The organism is Hyphomicrobium sp., from assembly GCF_035572195.1.
Lineage (GTDB): Bacteria > Pseudomonadota > Alphaproteobacteria > Rhizobiales > Hyphomicrobiaceae > Hyphomicrobium_B.
On sequence record NZ_DATNBA010000090.1, the window covers coordinates 1 to 18,576 of the forward strand.

Below are 18,576 nucleotides of genomic sequence, written 5' to 3' on the forward strand. Positions count from 1 at the left end.
GGGCTCAGTCGCCACGCAAGTCATACACTTGGCCGAGGTTCCGATCACTCTGATCAAGTAGGCCGCATGGGGAGGCTGCGCGGCTATGTCGATAGGCTAGCCCGCCCATGACAGCACCGCAGCAGACGGCAACCGCGCTTATTGCCGCCAAGACTGACGCCCCGCTCTCGACGGCGGGGCCTTGAAGAAGTTGTCGATGGACCGACTAACGCAATGAAAGAGACGAAGCACGTTCTTGCGATTGGGAAAGCGGTTTTGCTCGCTGTTACCAGCGTGGTTCCGCTTGCTGAAGCTTCGGAGACCGCGAGGTTCGCGTTGGAAAGTTTTCCGAGCATGCCCGCGGTTTGAGCATGCCGCTGGCGCTTTTCGGAATCCCGGTCCGCGCCGATGTTTGTCGCCGACCAGGTGCGCGGACAGTCGATCGCCTCTTCTGCATTCTCTGACAGCTTTAGCCATTGTATTCTACTCTCTCGAGCGGAACGCGATCCAAAAAAACTTCGGTAGCAATTCGCTATGCTGGACGAGCAACAGAGCTCCGCTGCTCGAAAGGTTTGCGATATGCATTTAAGCAAACACCGCTGGCGCAGAATTGATTGGCGGAAAAAGCACGGCCGCATGAAAACGGGAGCGTGGCGTCATGGCGAGCGACGTGCGCCTAGCTTTGCGCCACCCAAGCAGTGCAATAAAGAGCGGATACGAATGGACGGTGGCGGTCAGATAGATTTTGTAGCACATCTCAGCCGCCTCGAAATTCAGAGGCGGTCTCGAGTTGATGCAGAAGTTTAATCTCTCGACGATAGCCTTGACGCCTGCACGCCTAGCCTTTCGCCCCGGGGGCACTTTTTGCTTTGGCATTTAGGAACCACGTAACTGGAAGCACAAATCCGGTCTGTGAACCTATAGCTTTGGACATCCATAACCTGAAGCAGGGCGAGTGATGCGTGGTGCTGCTGTCGTTTGTCACCGGTGAAACTGATCACACTCAGCCGTCCCAAGGCACGCCTGCCCCGCCAAGCTGACCCGCTGAGCCAGCCCGTCAAACCGGCCCTAAAAAGTTTATAGAAGTTTATAGTTTTTACGGCGTATACAAATCAACGCTAAGCCATTGATTTTGGTGGGTGATCACGGGCTCGAACCGTGGACCCGCTGATTAAGAGTCAGCTGCTCTACCAACTGAGCTAATCACCCATCCCGCCGGCCTAAGCGTCAAGCACAGCGTGCGCTAACGCGAGGAAGCGAAAGGGCCCGAATACGGGCCCCGTGGTTGCAGCGCATAGCATCGGCAGGCGCGCCTGTCCACACCTTTGCCGCGTGCGGGGCGCCTGACGCTCGCGCCCGTCAATAATGCTGTCAAAACGGGCCATTGGCGCCCTGCCCGCCTTCGCGGCCATGCACATAGCCCGACATCGCAAGCCCAAGCCCGACCATCAGCGTCATCATCGACGTCCCGCCGTACGAAACCAGCGGCAACGGAATGCCGACCACCGGAACCAGCCCCGTCACCATCGCGAGATTTATGAAGACGTAAATGAAGAAGGTCATCGCCGAGCCCGCGATGGCGAGCCGGGCGAAACGGTTCTGACAGCGCGAGGCCATCCGCATCATCGTCAGTATGAGAAGCGCGTAAATCGCGATCAGGAATAGAAGCCCGGCGAAACCCCACTCCTCGCCAATGATGCTGGCGATAAAGTCCGTGTGCTTCTCTGGGACAAATTCCGCTGGGCTTTGCATCCTCTGCATAAATCCCTGCCCCCAAAAGCCGCCGAGACCGAGCGCGAGCTTGGATTGCGTGATGTGATAGCCGGCGCCAAACGGGTCCATGTCAGGGTTGAGAAATACCTCGATGCGAGTCCGCTGATAGTCGTGCAGGTTCGACCACACGGCCGGCAGCAGCGCCAACGCTGCGACCGCGCTGGCCGCGAAATAGGCAAGCGGCACGCCCGCGAGGAACATCAACGATAAACCGAGCGCCGCAAACAGCATGGCCGATCCGAGGTCCGGCTGCCCGAGGGTCAGCAGCACCGGCACACCGATCATCGCCAGCGGCAACACTGCGGACCGCAGCTTTGCGATGCGATCGGCCGGCAGGGACAAATAGTAGCGAGCCAGTGCCGCGACGAGCGCTAACTTCATGAGTTCCGACGGCTGGAACGAGATTGTGTCGGTGCCGATCCAGCGCTTCGCACCAAGCGCCTCGTCGCCAATGAGCGGCACCAGCGACAGCATGACGAGGGCGGCCGCGTAGGCCGGGTAGGCAAGCTTGATCCAGATTTCGAGAGGAACCAACGCCATCGCGACGATGATCGCCAGCGCCACAAGAAACCGCTGGATATGGCGACCCGCCCAAGGCTCGAATGATCCGCCGGAAACCGAGTACAGCGAGGCGGCGCCGATAGCGGCGAGACCGCACACGATCAGCAGCACCGGCCAATGGATGCGCCTGAGTTTCTGCACGATGGTTATCGGCTGGCCGGTGGCCCACGCATCAGGGACCATCGCTATCGAACTCGCAGGCCGAGGCGCACTTGCGAGCGCGGAACCTCAGAGCACGGAACTTTCCGGCTACTTCGTTCGTAGTATTGCGGACCTCAATCGTTACCGCACCCCGATGAATGGCGGCATAGCCGCCGTTCAAAGGCTCACGAATGCCACACCCTTCATCCAGAGTGGACCCATCCGAAAGCTCGAGGGTAATCGAGTTATCCTCCTCATCCCACGAGTTAACTGATCGATGGCGGAATCCGGCGAACCCGATTTCAATGCCGATCGGCAATTCACGCGCCGAAGCCTGCTGCTCGGTGGCGCACAGTTGGCCGGATTCTCGCTGCTCGCATGGCAACTCTTCAACCTGCAGGTGCTCACCGCTCGCAGTTCCTGCGTCGACTCGCAAAGCGAACCTAAACAGCCTGCTGGGTCTGCGCCGTCTTCTGGCGCTTCAGAACCAGCTTGCTCAGCGCTGCAACATAGGCTCGAGCGGAGGCGACGAGCGTATCGGGGTCGGCGGCACGCCCAGTAACGGCACGGCCCTCCTCCTCGAGCCGCACGGAAACCTCGGCTTGCGCGTCCGTGCCCTCCGTCACGGCGTGAACCTGATAGAGATCGAGGCGAGCATTGTGCGGCAACAGCAGCTTGATCGCGTTGAAGGTTGCATCGACAGGCCCGTTTCCGATGCTCTGCACGGTTTTGGATTGGCCGTCGATGTCGAGCGTCAGGGTTGCCGACTGCGGACCCATCGTTCCGGCGATCACGGTCAACGCCGCAACTTTGATGCGGTCGTGCATGTGCGCTACGCCGTCATCGACCAGTGCTTCGATGTCCTCGTCATAGATGTGCTTCTTGCGGTCGGCGAGCGCCTTGAAGCGGTTGAAAGCGTCTTCCATCGCGTTGTCGCCGAGACTGTAGCCGAGTTCCTTCAGCTTCGATTTGAAGGCGGCGCGGCCCGAGTGCTTGCCCATCACAAGAGACGACTTTCCGACGCCGACCGATTCCGGCGTCATGATCTCGTAGGTCTCGGTGTGCTTCAGCACGCCATCCTGATGGATGCCGCTCTCGTGCGCGAAGGCATTCCGGCCGACGATAGCCTTGTTGTATTGCACGGGGAAATTGGTCACCGCGGAGACGAGCTTGGAAGCCCGCGACAGCATTTCTGATTTGATGCCGGTGTGATGTGGCAAGAGATCGTGACGCGTGCGCACCGCCATGACGATTTCCTCGAGCGCGGCGTTGCCGGCACGCTCACCGAGGCCATTGATCGTGCACTCGATCTGCCGGGCACCGGCTCTGACACCCGCCAGCGAATTGGCGACGGCGAGGCCCAAGTCGTCGTGGCAATGGGTCGAGATGACGACCTTATCCATGCCCGGCACGCGCGTCCTCAGCATCGTGATCAAATCGAAATACTCTTCCGGCAGCGCGTAGCCGACGGTATCGGGAATGTTGATCGTCGTCGCGCCAGCCCGGATAGCCGCTTCGCAGACGCGGCAGAGATAATCATGCTCGGTGCGCGTCGCGTCCATCGCGCTCCACTCGACGTCGTCGGTGTAGCCGCGGGCCCGAGTTACCGAAGCGATCACCCGCTCGTGGACCTGGTCCTGGTCGAGTTGCAGCTGATGCATTCGATGCAGCGGCGACGTGCCGATGAAGGTGTGGATACGGCCGCGTTTAGCGAGCTTGATGGCTTCGCCTGCCCGATCGATGTCGCCGAAGTTGGCGCGAGCCAGACCGCAAACGACCGAATGCCTGGCGAGCTTGGCAATCTCCGTCACGGCTTCGAAGTCGCCTTCCGAGGCGATCGGGAACCCTGCTTCGATGACGTCGACGCCCATGTCGTCGAGAAGCTCGGCGACCTGCAGTTTCTCCTCGAACGTCATCGTCGCGCCGGGGCATTGTTCGCCGTCGCGCAGCGTCGTGTCGAAGATGACGATCTTGTCTTCGTCGCGCTTCGGCACTGCCGGCGCGTTATCGGTCGAGGATGTCATGGCTCTTATCCTTTGCCGGGCGACCCTTGTACGGGTCTGCCGCTTATCGCTCTACGCTCAATTCAAACGCCGTCCAATCCCCCTGGGCACGACCCCGGCAGACGGCCGGAGTTCATGCGGCCCAGGGGCCGATAAGGAGCAGCGAAAGAGGCAATCGCGGTGCGGCAAAGCGGTCGCGAGCACCGGTCGTCGAGACGGGCGCGGCAGGAACGGCGATGTCGAACAGGCGCGACATGGCGGCTTCAAGATCCGTAAAACAACGGCCGGCTCAGTGCCGGGCACGCATCAAATAGCCGAAGTCGGCTGAAAAAATCAAGTCTGCGTGGGCCGCGACTCGCTGCCGGTCCTATTAAATCTTTAACGTTCCTTCGGCCACGCGGACGGCATAGCCGCCAATCCGCACGGCTTCGAGCTTGCCGCGCGACACCGTCATCGTCAGCGCGATCGAACTCGGCCTGCCCATCTCAATGCCTTGCTCGATGGCCCGCTTGTGCGTGCCGTCGGGCAGCGCGTCAAATTGGTTGATGATGTGGGCGAAGCTGGCGCACGCGGAGCCGGTGGCGGGATCTTCCGGAACGCCGAGGTCTGGCGCGAACACGCGTGCGTGGAACGCCGACTGCGCGCGCAGGCACTGCCGCGTATATAGGAAGACGCCATGCACGCCGCGATCGGTAAAGGCGCGCATCCAGTGCTGCGGCGTCACCTTCACCTTGGACATCGCATCGAGATTTGAAACCGGCATGAATGCAAACGTGTTGGCGCTCTTGAGCAGAACCGGCTTATGGTTCTCGAAGCCGATTTCGGTTGAGATCAAGCCTACCGCGGCCGACATTTCTTCAGGTTCCGACAGCGCTTCGGGCGTGCTCGTCACTTTTGGCGCGTCGAATTCACCGAATGTTGCGCCGCTGGCGCGCATGCGAACACCGACGCGGACACTGCCGATTTCTTCTTCGAGCGCGATGATGGCATCGCTGTCGCCATTGACAAGCGAAGTACGAAGTTCCGCGAGCAGGATGGCGGCGCCGATCGTCGGATGACCTGCGAACGCAAGCTCGCGGCTTGGCGTGAAAATGCGAATACGCGCCGTGTGCCCCGGACTTGCGGGCGTCAAGACGAAGACGGTCTCCGAAAGATTGAACTCGCGCGCGATCGTCTGCATGTCGCTGCTGCTCAGCTTGTCCGCGTCGAGTACGACGGCCAACGGATTGCCGCCGAACGCCCGCTCGGTGAAGACATCCAGAACATGATATGTGAGCGCCATTGCGCGCTATTCTCCCCGCCTATGAACCAGAGCCCTTGCCCGGTCGCGCAAGCGGCGGCACCATGAGGCAAGCATCCTGCAGCGCCAAGTACTTTTTCAGAGCGTTCGAGAAGACCGAGTCTCGGATAAAAGCGCCTCCAATAGTACACGCGCATATCGCGGCAACGACAGGCCCTTAATGTCGCTGAGCGCGGCAACGGCAATGATCGCGTCAAGTTCGGAGTCGCTCGATAGGGCAATATGGCATTCGGCGATACGCACGAACTCTGCGGCAGTCATTGAAATTCGGAACGGAACCGCGATTGAAAGCTGCGGACCCGACCGCGTCAGATAGAGCCCCGCCTCTCTGACGAGCACGGCGGCATCGATACCGGTCTCTTCCGAAACCTCGCGCGCGACGCTGCCGGCAATATCGATCGTTCCGTCGGTTGCAACGTCGCTCTCATCGATGAACCCTGACGGTGGATAGGCGAGCCCGCCGTTGACGTTGCCCGCCCTCTGGCGACCGAGCATCGTATAGCTGTCCGATGACCGGATCAGCGCCGACCCGAATCCGTCGAGAACGCCGGCTTCCGGGAAGCCCTGATCGCGCCAGAAGAGATAGCTTTTGAAGTCGGTTCTGATGAGCGAAGCATCGAGTCTATCGCCGTCGAGATGCACGCCGTCGACGAGATGCACGACGCCGTTGAAGTAACCCGGATTGGTTTGAGTTGCCCGCGCCCAATGCGCATCGATCGCCGGTCTGTTCGCTTCGGCGAATGGCCAAACGTCATTGCGGACTGTGAGAGCGCATGCCGCCAGCGGACTGACGCCATCGTCGAACGACAAGCGATCGTCGTCGCTTCGCCTTTGCATCATCTTTGACGCCGCTCCGGCCGGGAATGCTTAGGGTCGAACCGTTCAATCACAATAAAGTCTCGATTTGACTAAAACGCGATATATCGATTTCTGCGCGTCGCGAAATACTCGGAGCGCTGATATCGCGATGTATTTTAGCGGACGCAAACGCGTATAAAAAATAGCGACGCCATCTGATCAGCGCAGTTCGGTCATGAGGCCGTCACGATTCCACAGCCATATCGCACTCACGACAGCGTCGCTGGGGGGCGACAGTCAAGATCTCCCAGCACCTCATTGCCCGGTTTCAGTTCCTGGTGTTGCGCCAGGGTCCATCGCGGTGAGGTGTGAAGGATCATCTGCCGCCCGATGGCAAAAACCATCGGGCTCGCGCGGTGCCTGTGCCGCGGTCTGAGCCCCATCACATCCGAGGATGCCGCGTCAGCGGCAGTATTCGGAAACGGGCGGCAGAGGTCCCCGCTCCTCTGCCGCCCGCGTTAGTACCGGCTTCGCGTCCCTCTCGAGGGACCAAGGCTGGAAATGACGTGGACCACCCGCGCTGCCGCACGTAAACCCTCCCCAAGAGAGCGGCAGTGCGGGTCGGTCTACCCATATGGCTGGGCAGCAGCCGACAGCCGCAAACCTCCAAAATTCTCGATTTTAACAGGGGTTTCTCGGCAGCCCGCCAATCGCGTGGCGTGGTCAGAAGCGCCTAAACGTCCACGCTGCTGAGAACACCGGCGCAACGACGTAAGCGCCGAAGAAAATGTTTGCCCAGATCGGGTGGGCTCCGCGCCACGTTGCGCACCGCCAGCTCATCTTCGCCGATCCAGCTCGTTGCGACGACGCGGCCAAGACGTCTCAGAGCAACGTCGGGCAGCTGCACGCGACGAACATGAAATTCGCCGCGTGCCGTCAGGCTTTGTCGTTTACCCTTCCCTCATGCGACCCGCGAGGCGATCAGTTCCGCCCCTTGTCAACGAGTTTGTTCTTGCCGATCCACGGCATCATGCCGCGAAGCTTGGCACCGACCTCTTCGATCTGATGCTTGTCGTTCAGACGACGCGTTGCCTTGAAGTTCGGCTGACCGGCTTTGCACTCGAGCATCCAGTCGCGCGTGAACCTGCCCGACTGAATGTCGGCAAGTACTTTCTTCATCTCGGCCTTCGTCTCCGGCGTGATGATGCGCGGACCCGTCGCATACTCGCCGTACTCGGCGGTATTGGAGATCGAGTAGTTCATATTGGCGATGCCGCCCTCGTAGATCAGATCAACGATCAGCTTCACCTCGTGCAAGCATTCGAAGTAGGCCATCTCCGGTGCATATCCGGCTTCGACCAATGTCTCGAAACCATTGCGGATCAGCTCAACGAGGCCGCCGCAGAGAACTGCCTGCTCGCCGAACAGGTCCGTCTCGCATTCCTCGCGGAACGTCGTCTCAATGACGCCCGAGCGGCCGCCGCCGATGGCCGACGCATAGGACAGAAAGAGATCGTGCGCGTTGCCGCTCTTGTCCTGATCGACGGCGATCAGGCACGGCACGCCGCCGCCCTTTTGGTATTCGCCGCGCACCGTATGCCCCGGGCCTTTCGGCGCCACCATGCCGACGTCGAGATCGTCGCGCGGCTCTATCAGATTGAAATGCACGTTGAGACCGTGCGCGAACATTAGCGCCGCGCCCTTTTTCATGTTGGGGGCGAGATGCTCCTTATACATGTCGGCCTGCAGCTCGTCGGGCACCAGCACCATGATGACGTCGGCCCACTTGGCGGCCTCGGCAACGTCCATGACCTTGATCTTTTCCTTCTCAGCCTTCTGCGCCGAGGCCGAACCCTTGCGGAGCGCGACGACCACATCCTTCACGCCCGAGTCCCGGAGGTTCAGAACGTGGGCATGGCCTTGGCTGCCGTAGCCGACCACGGCGACCTTCTTCGATTTGATCAGGTTGATGTCGGCATCACGATCGTAATAGACGCGCATGGGCGGCCTCTCGGGTTCCCCGGTCGAAATCGACGGTCGGGCTGGGTTGAACGTTCAGAGCGCGCGAGCGGGCGCCCCTAAAATCACGGCGGAACCTAACGGCTAGCCTCATCCAATTCAACGGTTCGGTGACATCTACTTGCGCGATGTTCTCTTTGCCGCGCCGTCCCGCGAGCACGAAACGTTAACTGGTTCCTAACTGCAGAGGGGCATAGTCACGGGCCTGATCGCGATGCGAATGGACCATCATGCGCCAGCTTTCGAAATTCTGTGTGGGCCTCGCCGTTTGCGCGGCGCTCGGCGGCTGTGGAGACGCTTCGCAGCCGGAAGCTAAGGCGCGGCCCCCTGTCGAACACGGGGTTTTCATTTCGGCGCGAGATTGTGCGGCGACCGGCAAGTTGACCGTCGATCAATGCGGACAGGCTATCGACGCGGCCGTCGCCCGGCACGAAGCCGAAGCGCCGGCCTACGGCTCTCTTTCGCAATGCGAAGCAACGGTCGGGGCTGATCGCTGCGACAAGGGTGTCGACGGACGCTATCGTCTCCGCCTGCAAGCCTTCTTCGTGGCGCTGGCTATCCCAGCGCACGCCGTCCCGCTCTACCCGCCGTCTCAGTCCATGATCGGCTTCCAGTCGCCGTCCAAGCAGGTGATCGACGCACGCGATGCTACGTTGCGCGTTTCAGACGCGGCGCTGTCTTTGGCCTATGAGAATGCCAAGCTGGCAAACGGCTCCGTCGAGGCTGCCGCCCAACTGGGACGTGGGGCAGCCGATATCCATTGACGGCGCCGAACCGCTGCAGGGCGGCCGCTACAGGGCGGCGCCACGGCCTATGGCGGCAATACCCGTCCGCGAAACCTCGACAAGTCCCAGCTCGGACATCAGCTGAATGAAGCTTTCGATCTTCGACGGTTTGCCGGTCACCTCGAAAACGAAGTGCTCGATCGACGTGTCGACGACCTTGGCGCGAAAGATCTCGGCAAGCCTCATCGTCTCGATCCGCTTGTCGCCTTTACCGCCGACCTTGACGAGCGCCAGTTCGCGTTCGATCGATGCACCCTCCTGGGTCAGATCGCGAACCCGGTGCACCGGGATGAGCCGCTCGAGCTGATGCTTGATCTGCTGGATGACGGCAGGAGGACCGCTGGTGATAACGGTGATGCGAGACAGGTGCCGCTCGTGCTCAACCTCGGTGACGGTCAACGAGTCGATATTATAACCGCGGCCGGCGAAGAGGCCTATCACGCGCGCCAGGACGCCCGGTTCGTTGTCGACGATTATCGACAGCGTTCGCGATACCACGTCCTGCGTTTTGCCGGGGCTCGGATAGTGTGATTGCGTCTGGGGCTCGGCCATGGGGTCGATCTCGCGGTTAGATGAAGCTTTCGATCAGAGTATGACCGGCGGCATAGTCGGGTATCGTCCAAGGCTCGGCAAGCGCCGCCGCGCGCCAAGAGAGGTAAGCCGGGTGCGCGAGTATCGCATCCATATAGGCGCGTGTCGCCTCGCGAACCGGAATTTGAAACGTTTCAAAGCGCGTGACGATGGGAACGTACATCGCGTCCGCCGCCGAGAAGGCGCCATAAAGAAACGGCCCACCGGGGAAGCGGTTTCTCGCTTCCGACCAGATGTCTTCTATGCGATCGATGCAGGCTTTGAGCGGTTCGGTCAGCGGCGGCGTGGCGAAGCGGGCACCCAAATGCATCGGGCATATCTGGCGCAATGGCATAAACCCGGCGTGCATCTCGTTGGCGACCGCGCGCGCGTGGGCGCGGGCTTTGCGGTCTCGCGGCCAGATCGCGCGATCGGGGAACGCATCAGCCAGATATTCGATGATCGCGAGGCTCTCCCAGACCGATATCTCGCCGTCGATCAGGGCCGGAACTTTGCCGGACGGAGAAAATTCGAGGACGCGGCCGCGGCTCTCGGGCACCCTCAATGGAATGACGATCTCTTCGAACGGGATATCGAAGGCTGCAAGCACCATCCAAGGCCGCAACGACCAGGACGAGTAGAGTTTATTTGCAATGACAAGTTTCAACATCGTCGTCAGCGAGTCTCCGGCTTGCCGGAGTCGCCGGACTTGCGTGGCGGAAACACAGCCTTCACGAACACCGGCATGCCGTTCTTGTCGACGAGCTTCTTGAAAGCCTCGGCGTCCTTGATCGTCATCTTGTACTGCGAGAACGCGGCAACGAACCTTTGCCCCATGCTGTCGGCAATCGTCTGAGGAGAGGGTGTGCCCATGCGCTTGCGATCCTCGTCAGGAATACGCGAGTAAACGATCGCCAGGATCTGCGTATGCATATAGTCCTGCGCCATGCATGACTCGAGGCCTTGCGAGAACTTGCTGGCCAGAAGCTGGGTCCTGTAACACGCGTCGAGGAACTTCAGCACGCCCGGCGAGCCCTCGCGCTTGTGGAGTATGGCGAGCCTCGTTGCAGCATCCTTGATGTTGGCGACGTGGTTCCAGTCTTCTTTCGCCGTGGCCGCCGGCGATGCCACTGACAGCGCGACGAGAAGCGCGAGCAAGACACCGCAACTGCCGCGCATAACGTTCATACGATCGCTCACACCAGCACCTTGCCTTCGTCGCTGATAGCGCGCTCGACCTCCGCATCCGACACATCTTCTCCAAGCAGCATTTCGTTGTGCGCCTTGCCGGAGGGAATCATCGGGAAGCAGTTCGCCAGCTTTGCCACGCGGCAATCGAACATCACCGGTCCCTTGGTGTTGATCATCTCCTTGATCGCATCGTCGAGATCGGCGGGATTGTCGCAACGCATCCCGGTCCAGCCATAGGCGTCGGCCAGCTTGACGAAATCAGGCAGCGCCTCGGTGTAGCTTTCCGACAGACGGTTGCCGTGCAGGAGCTGCTGCCACTGGCGCACCATGCCCATGTATTCGTTGTTCATGATAAAGACCTTCACGGGCAGCTTGTGCTGCACGGCGGTCGAACATTCCTGAATGTTCATCAGGATCGACGCGTCGCCCGCAACGTCGATGACGAGCGACCTCGGATGCGCGAGCTGCACGCCGATCGCAGCCGGCAGGCCGTAGCCCATTGTGCCCAGTCCTCCCGATGTCATCCAACGGTTCGGTTCTTCGAAGTGAAGGAACTGCGCCGCCCACATCTGATGCTGGCCAACCTCAGTGGTGATGTAGGTGTCGCGATCCTTCGTAAGCTCATAGAGACGCTGACATGCGTACTGCGGCATGATCATGTCTTTGGAGTTCTTGTAGGCGAGCGATTTCCTGCTGCGCCAGCCTTCGATCTGTTTCCACCAGCCCTTCAGCGCCGCCTTGTCGAGCACAGGTGCCTTGGCCTTCCATAGCCTCAGCATGTCCTCGATCACGTAGGCGCAATCGCCGACGATCGGAATGTCGACCTGAATGTTCTTGTTGATCGATGACGGATCGATATCGACGTGAATTTTTTTCGAGCCGGGCGAGAACGCGTCAAGGCGGCCGGTGATGCGATCGTCGAAACGCGCCCCGATGTTGATCATCACATCGCAGTCGTGCATCGCCATATTGGCTTCGTAGGTGCCGTGCATACCGAGCATGCCGAGCCATTGCCGGTCGGAAGCCGGATAGGCGCCGAGCCCCATCAGGGTCGACGTGATCGGATAGCCGGTGAGACGCACGAACTCGCGCAAAAGCTGGCTGGCTTTTGGGCCCGAGTTGATGACGCCACCGCCGGTATAGAACACGGGCCGCTTGGCGCCGGCGATCAAATCGACGGCTTCGCGCACAACGGATTGGTCGGCCTTCAGCCTCGGCCGATATGTCTTGTGCTGGATATTTGACGGGCCGACATAATTGCCGGTCGCGAATTGGATGTCCTTCGGAACGTCGACGACGACGGGTCCGGGCCGGCCGGTGCGCGCGATATGGAAGGCTTCATGCAGCACGCGCGCCAGGTCGTTGACGTTCTTGACCAGCGTGTTGTGCTTCGTGCAAGGGCGCGTAATCCCGACCGTATCGCATTCCTGAAACGCATCGTTGCCGATGAGATGGGTCGGCACCTGGCCGGTGATGCAGACGAGCGGAATGGAATCCATCAGTGCGTCGGTGAGACCGGTTACGGCGTTGGTCGCGCCGGGGCCCGACGTCACCAAGCAAACGCCGACTTTGCCGGTTGATCGAGCATACCCTTCCGCCGCATGAAGCGCCCCGCCCTCCTGACGGACGAGGATGTGGCGAATCTTACTTTGCTGAAACAGTTCATCGTAGATCGGCAGCACGGCGCCGCCCGGATAGCCGAAGATGGCCTCGACGCCCTGATCGGCGAGCGCCGTCAATACGATCTCGGCGCCCGTCATCGTGCGTGCCATTGCATATTCCTCCACCGGCCCGTCGCGCTCTTTAAGCTCGAAAACCCCGCAGGACCGTAGGCGGAGAAGCTTAACCGGTCAACGCTAACGCTGAATAAATGCGAAGATTTCGGCTATATTACTTGCCATATATTTCGCGTTTATATGATGCCACGAAATCATATGACTCTTAAACCAGGTTTCTTGTCGCTTGACGTAATGTCGCGTCTCTTGTTTGGCCGCCGCCGCCGCTTCTTCGAGGCTGCATTTGCCCTCAATTGCCGCGAGCAGCGGCCGGACCCCAATCGCCCGCATTGCCGGTAAAGACGGGTCGATTCCGAGCCCAGCAAGGGCTTGTGCCTCCTGCAAAGCCCCCTCGGCCATCATCGTCTCGAAGCGCGCATCGGCGCGGGCTTGGATCTCGCTGCGATCGAGCGTCAAGAGCAGTTCGACGGTCTGGGCTTCGTCAAGCACCGGCGGGCTCCGGTCCCTCTGCCACTCGGCAAGCGAGCGGCCGGTCTGTTCAATCACCTCGAGCGCCCGTACGACCCTTTGCGTATCGGCAGGCTCAAGACGCGCGGCCATCGTCGCGTCGCGCTGCGCGAGGTCGTGATGAAGAGCGGCCGCACCGCGCCGCTCGGCTTCGGCACGCCAATGATTGCGAATAGCGTCATCGATCCGCGGGATCGGAGACAGGCCCTCGAGGAGCGCCTTGAAATAGAGACCGGTGCCACCGACGATGATGGGGCGACGGCCGTCGCTGCGAGCCGCAGCAATCGCATCCGTCGCGTCGCGCACGAAACGGCCGGCCGAGTACGCTTCACCTGCCGGAACAAAGCCATAGAGTTTATGCGGAACGCGCGCCTCCTCCTCCGGTGTCGGCCGGGCCGTAAGAATGCGCAGCTCGCGATAGACCTGCATGCTGTCGGCGTTGATGATGACGCCGCCGACGCGTTCGGCAACAGCCAGCGCCAACGCCGACTTGCCGCTGGCGGTCGGACCGGCGATCAGAATGGTTTTGCTGGCGTCTCTCATAGGAAACGCCTCCTAGCGCAGCCACGGGAAGGGCGCCAGGAGGCGTTTGACTGACGGATACCCGAGATGCGCAATCGTGCCGTCAGTAGCTGATGTTCGTCCTGACGCCGAACACGGCGGCGTCCGGTATCGGCTTGAATTCGTCGGCATTGCTGCTGACGCGCCCCCCCGGGTTCCAAATGTATTGGAAGTCAGGCACGATCGAGATGCCGGGGCATAGCTGGGCGATGTAGTTCACTTCCAGCACCGACTCGTAATCGGAAATGACATTCGAGAAATTCTCGTTGCCCGGATCGGCCTGAGCCTTTCGAAGGTCGTTCGAAATATTGCCGTAGCCGAATGCCGCGCCGAAGCTGTCTTTCGTCCGGCCGGGTACGAAGCCCGTGAAGACAATGCCGGTGTCAACGTAAGCAGAAATCAGGCTCCGCGACTCGGGGCTGCCGGAGACACGAGCGAAAATGCTGACGTTCTTGTCCTCGCCGCTCTTCCAGATCTGCTGGTCGACGATGGCGTAAAGGCCATGATCATTCTCGAGGACGGCGGGATTCAGGAATTCCGGCGCGTAGTGATTAAGCTGCTGCCAAGCACCGAGCTTGAGCGTGCCGGGCAGATTGCCGATGTTATACTTGAACTGACCTTCGAGCATCAGCAGCGGCGCATCTTCCAAGCGGAACTCGACGCCGTGGCGGTTGTCCGCCTGCGGGTCTTCGGCGAACGGATCAGCCGGGGCTCCATTGAAGACGGCCGCAAGGATCGTCAGGTTATCCGTCGGCGCGTACTGCACGCGAACGCCGAGCGAAGCCAGCGGATAGCCCGGTCCGCCTGCCGCCATGTTGGCAGCCGTAACGCCGGGCCAACCAAATGTTCCGTTGAGAAACAACGCGGCGCTGTCGCTGATGAAGAATTCGCTATCGGCGGCGAGCGAGCCGATGCGGACTTTGACCTTGTCCTGGAGCAGGGACTGCTCGAACCAAAGTTCAAATAGCCGGAACGTTTCCAGGCCCTCGATATTGCTGACCGCGAAAATGTTATTCACGCGTTCCGTCGAAGCGCCGACGCCATGGAGGTAATAGGCGCTGGCGTGGATGGTGGCGCCCTTCCAGCCGGTCAACTTGTCAAGATCGATGTCGGTATAGGTCGCGAGCAGGCCGTCGAAATTCGAGCCCTGCGAGTTTCCGCCCTTGGCGACGTTCCAGTATTCGCCGCTCCAGTTGACGCCATAGGTGATGCCGCGTTGCGCGAAAGCGGCGCGAACCGGATCGTTCCAATTTTGTGCAATCGATACTTCCGGAACGCCCGTCGCAGGTGCGTCTTCTGCCATTGCGAGCGGCATTGCCCCAAGCATAGCAGCCGCGAATACCGGCAACGCTCCGGCCGCGAATTTCATTGCCATTCCCCGTCCCCCAAAACGTCTGCCGGAGATGCCTTCGATACCGTCCAAGTACCGACGCCCCGACAGCCCAGGCAAACCCTGCCCCGGTTTGCATTCAGCAGAAGATAGTTGACGCACTTAGTCAACATTAGATTGATCATTCACACGAGCGTTCATGTGCGCGAGCGTCAGGGGTGTTGCGAATTTGCAATTATTGAGCGAACCGGCCGAGCAAAACCGCGCCAAATGTGCAGTGAATTTGGGCGGTTTCGCCCAGAAAAATTCCCGATGACTAGGGTTCGGGTTTTCCGGTTGGCGAATCAGTCGGTTTGAAGGACACGGGCTCTTCATGCGTCGCGCGAGACGGCGTTGCCGGACTGCCGAAATGCAGCTCACGCCCCGTCCAGCGCTGCCACGCCTGGGCAACCCGCGGCCTCATCCTGACCCAGGCTTGGTGGATCCTGAGCTTGATGCGCGTCTTCAGCATGCGACCGTAACGCCAAACCCACGACGAACGGATTTGCGCGAAGAGTGCATCTTTCCACGGGACGAACCAGTCGTAGGCGCGCGCAAACCACGCGATCCGCATCAAGGCAGGCTTGGTCAGGATAAAGACGCGCGCAATCAATGCGGTCGAAGCGATCTTGGCGGCGAAGAACAGCGCGGTTGCCGTCGCGAAGTAACCATTAGCCAGGAGCCAGACCGCCACGAACTTGAGTGGCAGCAACAGCGTCGTCGGCAAGGCAATGACAAGAAGCGCGGGATAGGGCGGCAGGCCGGCAATCCAACGCTCCAACGCCGCGATGGGGGCGTACTTCGCCAGCCGCGCGATGAGTTGGGAAAGCGGCCGCCAGCCCCATTCCTCGAAGAGAACGATCAGGGCCGCAACGATGTTGAGGGCCGTGATCAACGGTCCGCGGGCGATTTGCCATGCGGTTCTGGCAATCTCACGCACCGCCCAGAGCGCGATGACGGCGCCGCGCGCCAGCGCCGCGAAAACACGCTTGAGGATTTGTGTGATGTCGTTGGCGTCCAACGTTCGCCTTCCGGTTAAGGGGTGAATTCATCCCCCAGCAAGTCTACCAGCGCTGTTTGACGGGAGGATAAGTTTCAGCGGCGCGCCCGATTATTTCACCGTGACGAGCGCCAGATCTGCCGGTCTCAAGGCCCCCGACTTTTCCGCTTCCTCGAGGGCGTGGGCTAGTTCCTCGCGGGCCTTCTCGGCCTGACGCTGACGCGCCCACAGACTTGCATATAGACCGTCTTGGGCGATGAGTTCGGCGTGCGTTCCATGCTCGACGACACGCCCGGCTTCGAGCACGAGGATCGTGTCGGCGTGAACGATGGTCGAGAGGCGGTGCGCGATGACGACCGTCGTACGGTTTTTCGAAACCAGATCGAGTGCGTCCTGGATCTCCTTCTCCGTATGGCTGTCGAGCGCACTGGTCGCTTCATCCAAAATCAAAATCGGCGGGCCCTTCAGGATCGTTCGCGCGATTGCGACGCGCTGCTTCTCGCCGCCCGATAGTTTCAGCCCCCGCTCGCCGACCATCGTGTCGTAGCCTTCGGGCAGCGCCCGCACGAAGTCGTCCATCTGCGCCATCTTTGCGGCGGCGATAACCTCGGCGTCTGTCGCATCGGCTCGGCCGTACTTGATGTTGTAGAAGATCGTGTCGTTGAACAGCACCGTATCCTGCGGGACGACGCCAATAGCGGCGCGGAGTGATGACTGCGTGACGTTGCGGATATCCTGTCCGTCGATCGTGATTTTGCCGCTCGTCACGTCGTAGAATCGTAGCAGCAGCCGACTGACCGTCGACTTGCCGGCACCCGACGGGCCGACGATCGCGACCATCTTTCCTGCTGGCACCTCAAACGAAACGTCCTTCAGAATTTCGCGCTCGGGGTCGTAGGAGAAGCCGACGTGATTGAAACGTATGGTGCCGCCGGCGACTTGGAGGTTGGCCGCGCCGGGCCTGTCGGAAACCTCCGGATTTCGGTCGAGCACTTCCATCATGCGCTCGATGTCGGTCAGCCCCTGTTTGATTTCACGGTAGACCATGCCCATGAAGTTCAGCGGCATGAAGAGTTGCAGCATCAGCAGGTTGACCATCGCGAATTGACCGACGGTACGGCTGCCTGCGAGTACGTCGTTGGCGGCCATGACAAGGCAGATCGTCAGGGCGATGGTGAAGATCACGGCTTGCCCCGAGTTCAGAACCGCGAGCGAGGTGTAGGTTTTTATGCTCGCCCTTTCGTAGAGCGCCATCGACTTGTCGTAGCGTTGCGCCTCGCGATCTTCGGCGCCGAAGTATTTCACGGTCTCGTAGTTGAGCAGGCTGTCGACGGCCTTCGTGTTGGCGTCGGTGTCGCTTTCGTTCATCGCGCGCCGGATGGAGAGCCGCCATTCGGTGGCGCGGACCGTGAACCACAAGTAGCAGACGATCATACCTACGATGGTCGCAATGTAGCGCCAGTCAAACTCGATGGCGCAGACGACGATGATCATGAAGAATTCGACAATCGTCGGAATGAGGGTCATCAGCGCCATGCGGCTGATGTTTTCAATGCCTGTCCGGCCGCGCTCCAAAACCCGCGTTAGCCCGCCCGTTTTGCGTTCGAGATGGAAGCGCATCGACAGCCGGTGCATGTGCTCGAATGTTGTCAGGGCCAGCTTCCTGACGGCATGCATCGCAACGCGCGCGAACATACCCTCGCGCACCTGAACCAGCAGTGACATCACGATGCGCGCCAGCCCATAGAAGATGCACGCCAGCACTGGCGCACCGATGAGCCAGGGCACGCTTTGACTTGCCGGCACATGGCCACCGGTCACGGCGACGAGCGCGTCCGTCGCCCACTTCAACGTGAAGGGCACGCCGACGGTTACAATCTTGGCAATGATAACGAAGACCAGCGACCAGACCACCGTGCGCTTCAAATCCGGCCGGTCGTGCGGCCAGACGTAGGGCCACAGAGCCCTCAGGACGCGGCTGCTCTCGGTTGAAGGTTTGAGACGCGCCAGAAGCCCACCGCCAGTGGCGGCACGCGAGTTCGGAAAAGCCGGTTGCATGGACGTTGAAATAGGGTCAGCGGACTTGAAAGTCCATCGTCAGTGCCGCCGCGGTACAAAGATCCGTTGGCATGGGTAGATCAGGTCCGGATCGCGGATAATCGATCGGTTGGCGCGGTAGATTTTGCGATAGAGCCAGCCGGTGCGGTAGTGCCGTTTGGAGATGAGCCACAGAGTATCGCCGTGGCGAACGGTGTAGCGCCCCGGCGGCGCGACACGGCCCCC

General features: G+C 60.7%; 15 protein-coding genes and 1 tRNA gene. 1 reads left to right on the forward strand and 15 read right to left on the reverse strand.

The window, feature by feature from the left end; all coding sequences use genetic code 11:
• Positions 1-1,112 precede the first annotated feature (1,112 nt).
• From VN623_RS07830 to ilvC, 6 genes are all read right to left on the reverse strand, one after another.
• Positions 1,113-1,188 (reverse strand) — tRNA-Lys (locus VN623_RS07830).
• Positions 1,189-1,350: 162 nt separating this feature from the next.
• Positions 1,351-2,496: a rod shape-determining protein RodA gene (gene rodA / locus VN623_RS07835; RefSeq protein WP_325569813.1), complete on the reverse strand. Its 1,146-nt coding sequence runs from the start codon at positions 2,494-2,496 to the stop codon at positions 1,351-1,353.
• 401 nt (positions 2,497-2,897) lie between these two features.
• Positions 2,898-4,478, reverse strand: a complete 1,581-nt coding sequence (locus tag VN623_RS07840; RefSeq protein WP_325569815.1) for a 2-isopropylmalate synthase — start codon at positions 4,476-4,478, stop codon at positions 2,898-2,900.
• A gap of 349 nt (positions 4,479-4,827) precedes the next feature.
• Positions 4,828-5,739, reverse strand: coding sequence for a PhzF family phenazine biosynthesis protein (locus VN623_RS07845; protein WP_325569817.1), 912 nt, complete (start codon positions 5,737-5,739; stop codon positions 4,828-4,830).
• A gap of 96 nt (positions 5,740-5,835) precedes the next feature.
• Positions 5,836-6,597, reverse strand: coding sequence for an NUDIX hydrolase (locus VN623_RS07850; RefSeq protein WP_325569819.1), 762 nt, complete (start codon positions 6,595-6,597; stop codon positions 5,836-5,838).
• A 939-nt stretch (positions 6,598-7,536) separates the two neighbouring features.
• Positions 7,537-8,556, reverse strand: a complete 1,020-nt coding sequence (gene ilvC, locus VN623_RS07855) for a ketol-acid reductoisomerase (protein WP_325569821.1) — start codon at positions 8,554-8,556, stop codon at positions 7,537-7,539.
• A gap of 248 nt (positions 8,557-8,804) precedes the next feature.
• Between ilvC and VN623_RS07860 the strand changes: the two genes are divergently transcribed.
• Positions 8,805-9,338, forward strand: coding sequence for a DUF1190 domain-containing protein (locus VN623_RS07860; RefSeq protein WP_325569823.1), 534 nt, complete (start codon positions 8,805-8,807; stop codon positions 9,336-9,338).
• A 27-nt stretch (positions 9,339-9,365) separates the two neighbouring features.
• Here the strand turns inward: VN623_RS07860 and ilvN are convergent, their stop codons facing one another.
• The 9 genes from ilvN to VN623_RS07905 form a co-directional block, all read right to left on the reverse strand.
• Positions 9,366-9,911 carry an acetolactate synthase small subunit gene (gene ilvN / locus VN623_RS07865; RefSeq protein WP_325569825.1) on the reverse strand — a complete coding sequence of 182 codons (546 nt, stop codon included), beginning with the start codon at positions 9,909-9,911 and terminating at the stop codon, positions 9,366-9,368.
• A gap of 16 nt (positions 9,912-9,927) precedes the next feature.
• Entirely contained in the window at positions 9,928-10,599 is a 672-nt protein-coding gene (locus VN623_RS07870; protein WP_325569827.1) for a glutathione S-transferase family protein, read from the reverse strand.
• 5 nt (positions 10,600-10,604) lie between these two features.
• Positions 10,605-11,117, reverse strand: coding sequence for a hypothetical protein (locus VN623_RS07875; RefSeq protein ID WP_325569829.1), 513 nt, complete (start codon positions 11,115-11,117; stop codon positions 10,605-10,607).
• Positions 11,118-11,125: 8 nt separating this feature from the next.
• Positions 11,126-12,892, reverse strand: coding sequence for an acetolactate synthase 3 large subunit (locus VN623_RS07880; RefSeq protein WP_325569831.1), 1,767 nt, complete (start codon positions 12,890-12,892; stop codon positions 11,126-11,128).
• 84 nt (positions 12,893-12,976) lie between these two features.
• Positions 12,977-13,906 carry a tRNA (adenosine(37)-N6)-dimethylallyltransferase MiaA gene (miaA, locus tag VN623_RS07885; RefSeq protein WP_325569833.1) on the reverse strand — a complete coding sequence of 310 codons (930 nt, stop codon included), beginning with the start codon at positions 13,904-13,906 and terminating at the stop codon, positions 12,977-12,979.
• An 82-nt stretch (positions 13,907-13,988) separates the two neighbouring features.
• Entirely contained in the window at positions 13,989-15,299 is a 1,311-nt protein-coding gene (locus VN623_RS07890; protein ID WP_325569835.1) for a carbohydrate porin, read from the reverse strand.
• 271 nt (positions 15,300-15,570) lie between these two features.
• Positions 15,571-16,314, reverse strand: coding sequence for a hypothetical protein (locus tag VN623_RS07895; RefSeq protein ID WP_325569837.1), 744 nt, complete (start codon positions 16,312-16,314; stop codon positions 15,571-15,573).
• 90 nt (positions 16,315-16,404) lie between these two features.
• Entirely contained in the window at positions 16,405-18,351 is a 1,947-nt protein-coding gene (locus VN623_RS07900; RefSeq protein WP_325569839.1) for an ABC transporter ATP-binding protein/permease, read from the reverse strand.
• 39 nt (positions 18,352-18,390) lie between these two features.
• The coding region (locus VN623_RS07905; protein WP_325569841.1) for a LysM peptidoglycan-binding domain-containing protein at positions 18,391-18,576 on the reverse strand (186 nt) is incomplete at its 5' end.

Coding starts and splice junctions, on each gene's coding strand:
- VN623_RS07845 (WP_325569817.1), bottom strand. CDS start 5,739: ATGGCGCTCACATATCATGTTCTGGATGTCTTCACCGAGCGGGCGTTC.
- VN623_RS07870 (WP_325569827.1), bottom strand. CDS start 10,599: ATGTTGAAACTTGTCATTGCAAATAAACTCTACTCGTCCTGGTCGTTG.
- VN623_RS07880 (WP_325569831.1), bottom strand. CDS start 12,892: ATGGCACGCACGATGACGGGCGCCGAGATCGTATTGACGGCGCTCGCC.
- rodA (WP_325569813.1), bottom strand. CDS start 2,496: ATGGTCCCTGATGCGTGGGCCACCGGCCAGCCGATAACCATCGTGCAG.
- ilvN (WP_325569825.1), bottom strand. CDS start 9,911: ATGGCCGAGCCCCAGACGCAATCACACTATCCGAGCCCCGGCAAAACG.
- VN623_RS07890 (WP_325569835.1), bottom strand. CDS start 15,299: ATGGCAATGAAATTCGCGGCCGGAGCGTTGCCGGTATTCGCGGCTGCT.
- VN623_RS07900 (WP_325569839.1), bottom strand. CDS start 18,351: ATGCAACCGGCTTTTCCGAACTCGCGTGCCGCCACTGGCGGTGGGCTT.
- VN623_RS07875 (WP_325569829.1), bottom strand. CDS start 11,117: ATGAACGTTATGCGCGGCAGTTGCGGTGTCTTGCTCGCGCTTCTCGTC.
- miaA (WP_325569833.1), bottom strand. CDS start 13,906: ATGAGAGACGCCAGCAAAACCATTCTGATCGCCGGTCCGACCGCCAGC.
- VN623_RS07860 (WP_325569823.1), top strand. CDS start 8,805: ATGCGCCAGCTTTCGAAATTCTGTGTGGGCCTCGCCGTTTGCGCGGCG.
- ilvC (WP_325569821.1), bottom strand. CDS start 8,556: ATGCGCGTCTATTACGATCGTGATGCCGACATCAACCTGATCAAATCG.
- VN623_RS07850 (WP_325569819.1), bottom strand. CDS start 6,597: ATGATGCAAAGGCGAAGCGACGACGATCGCTTGTCGTTCGACGATGGC.
- VN623_RS07840 (WP_325569815.1), bottom strand. CDS start 4,478: ATGACATCCTCGACCGATAACGCGCCGGCAGTGCCGAAGCGCGACGAA.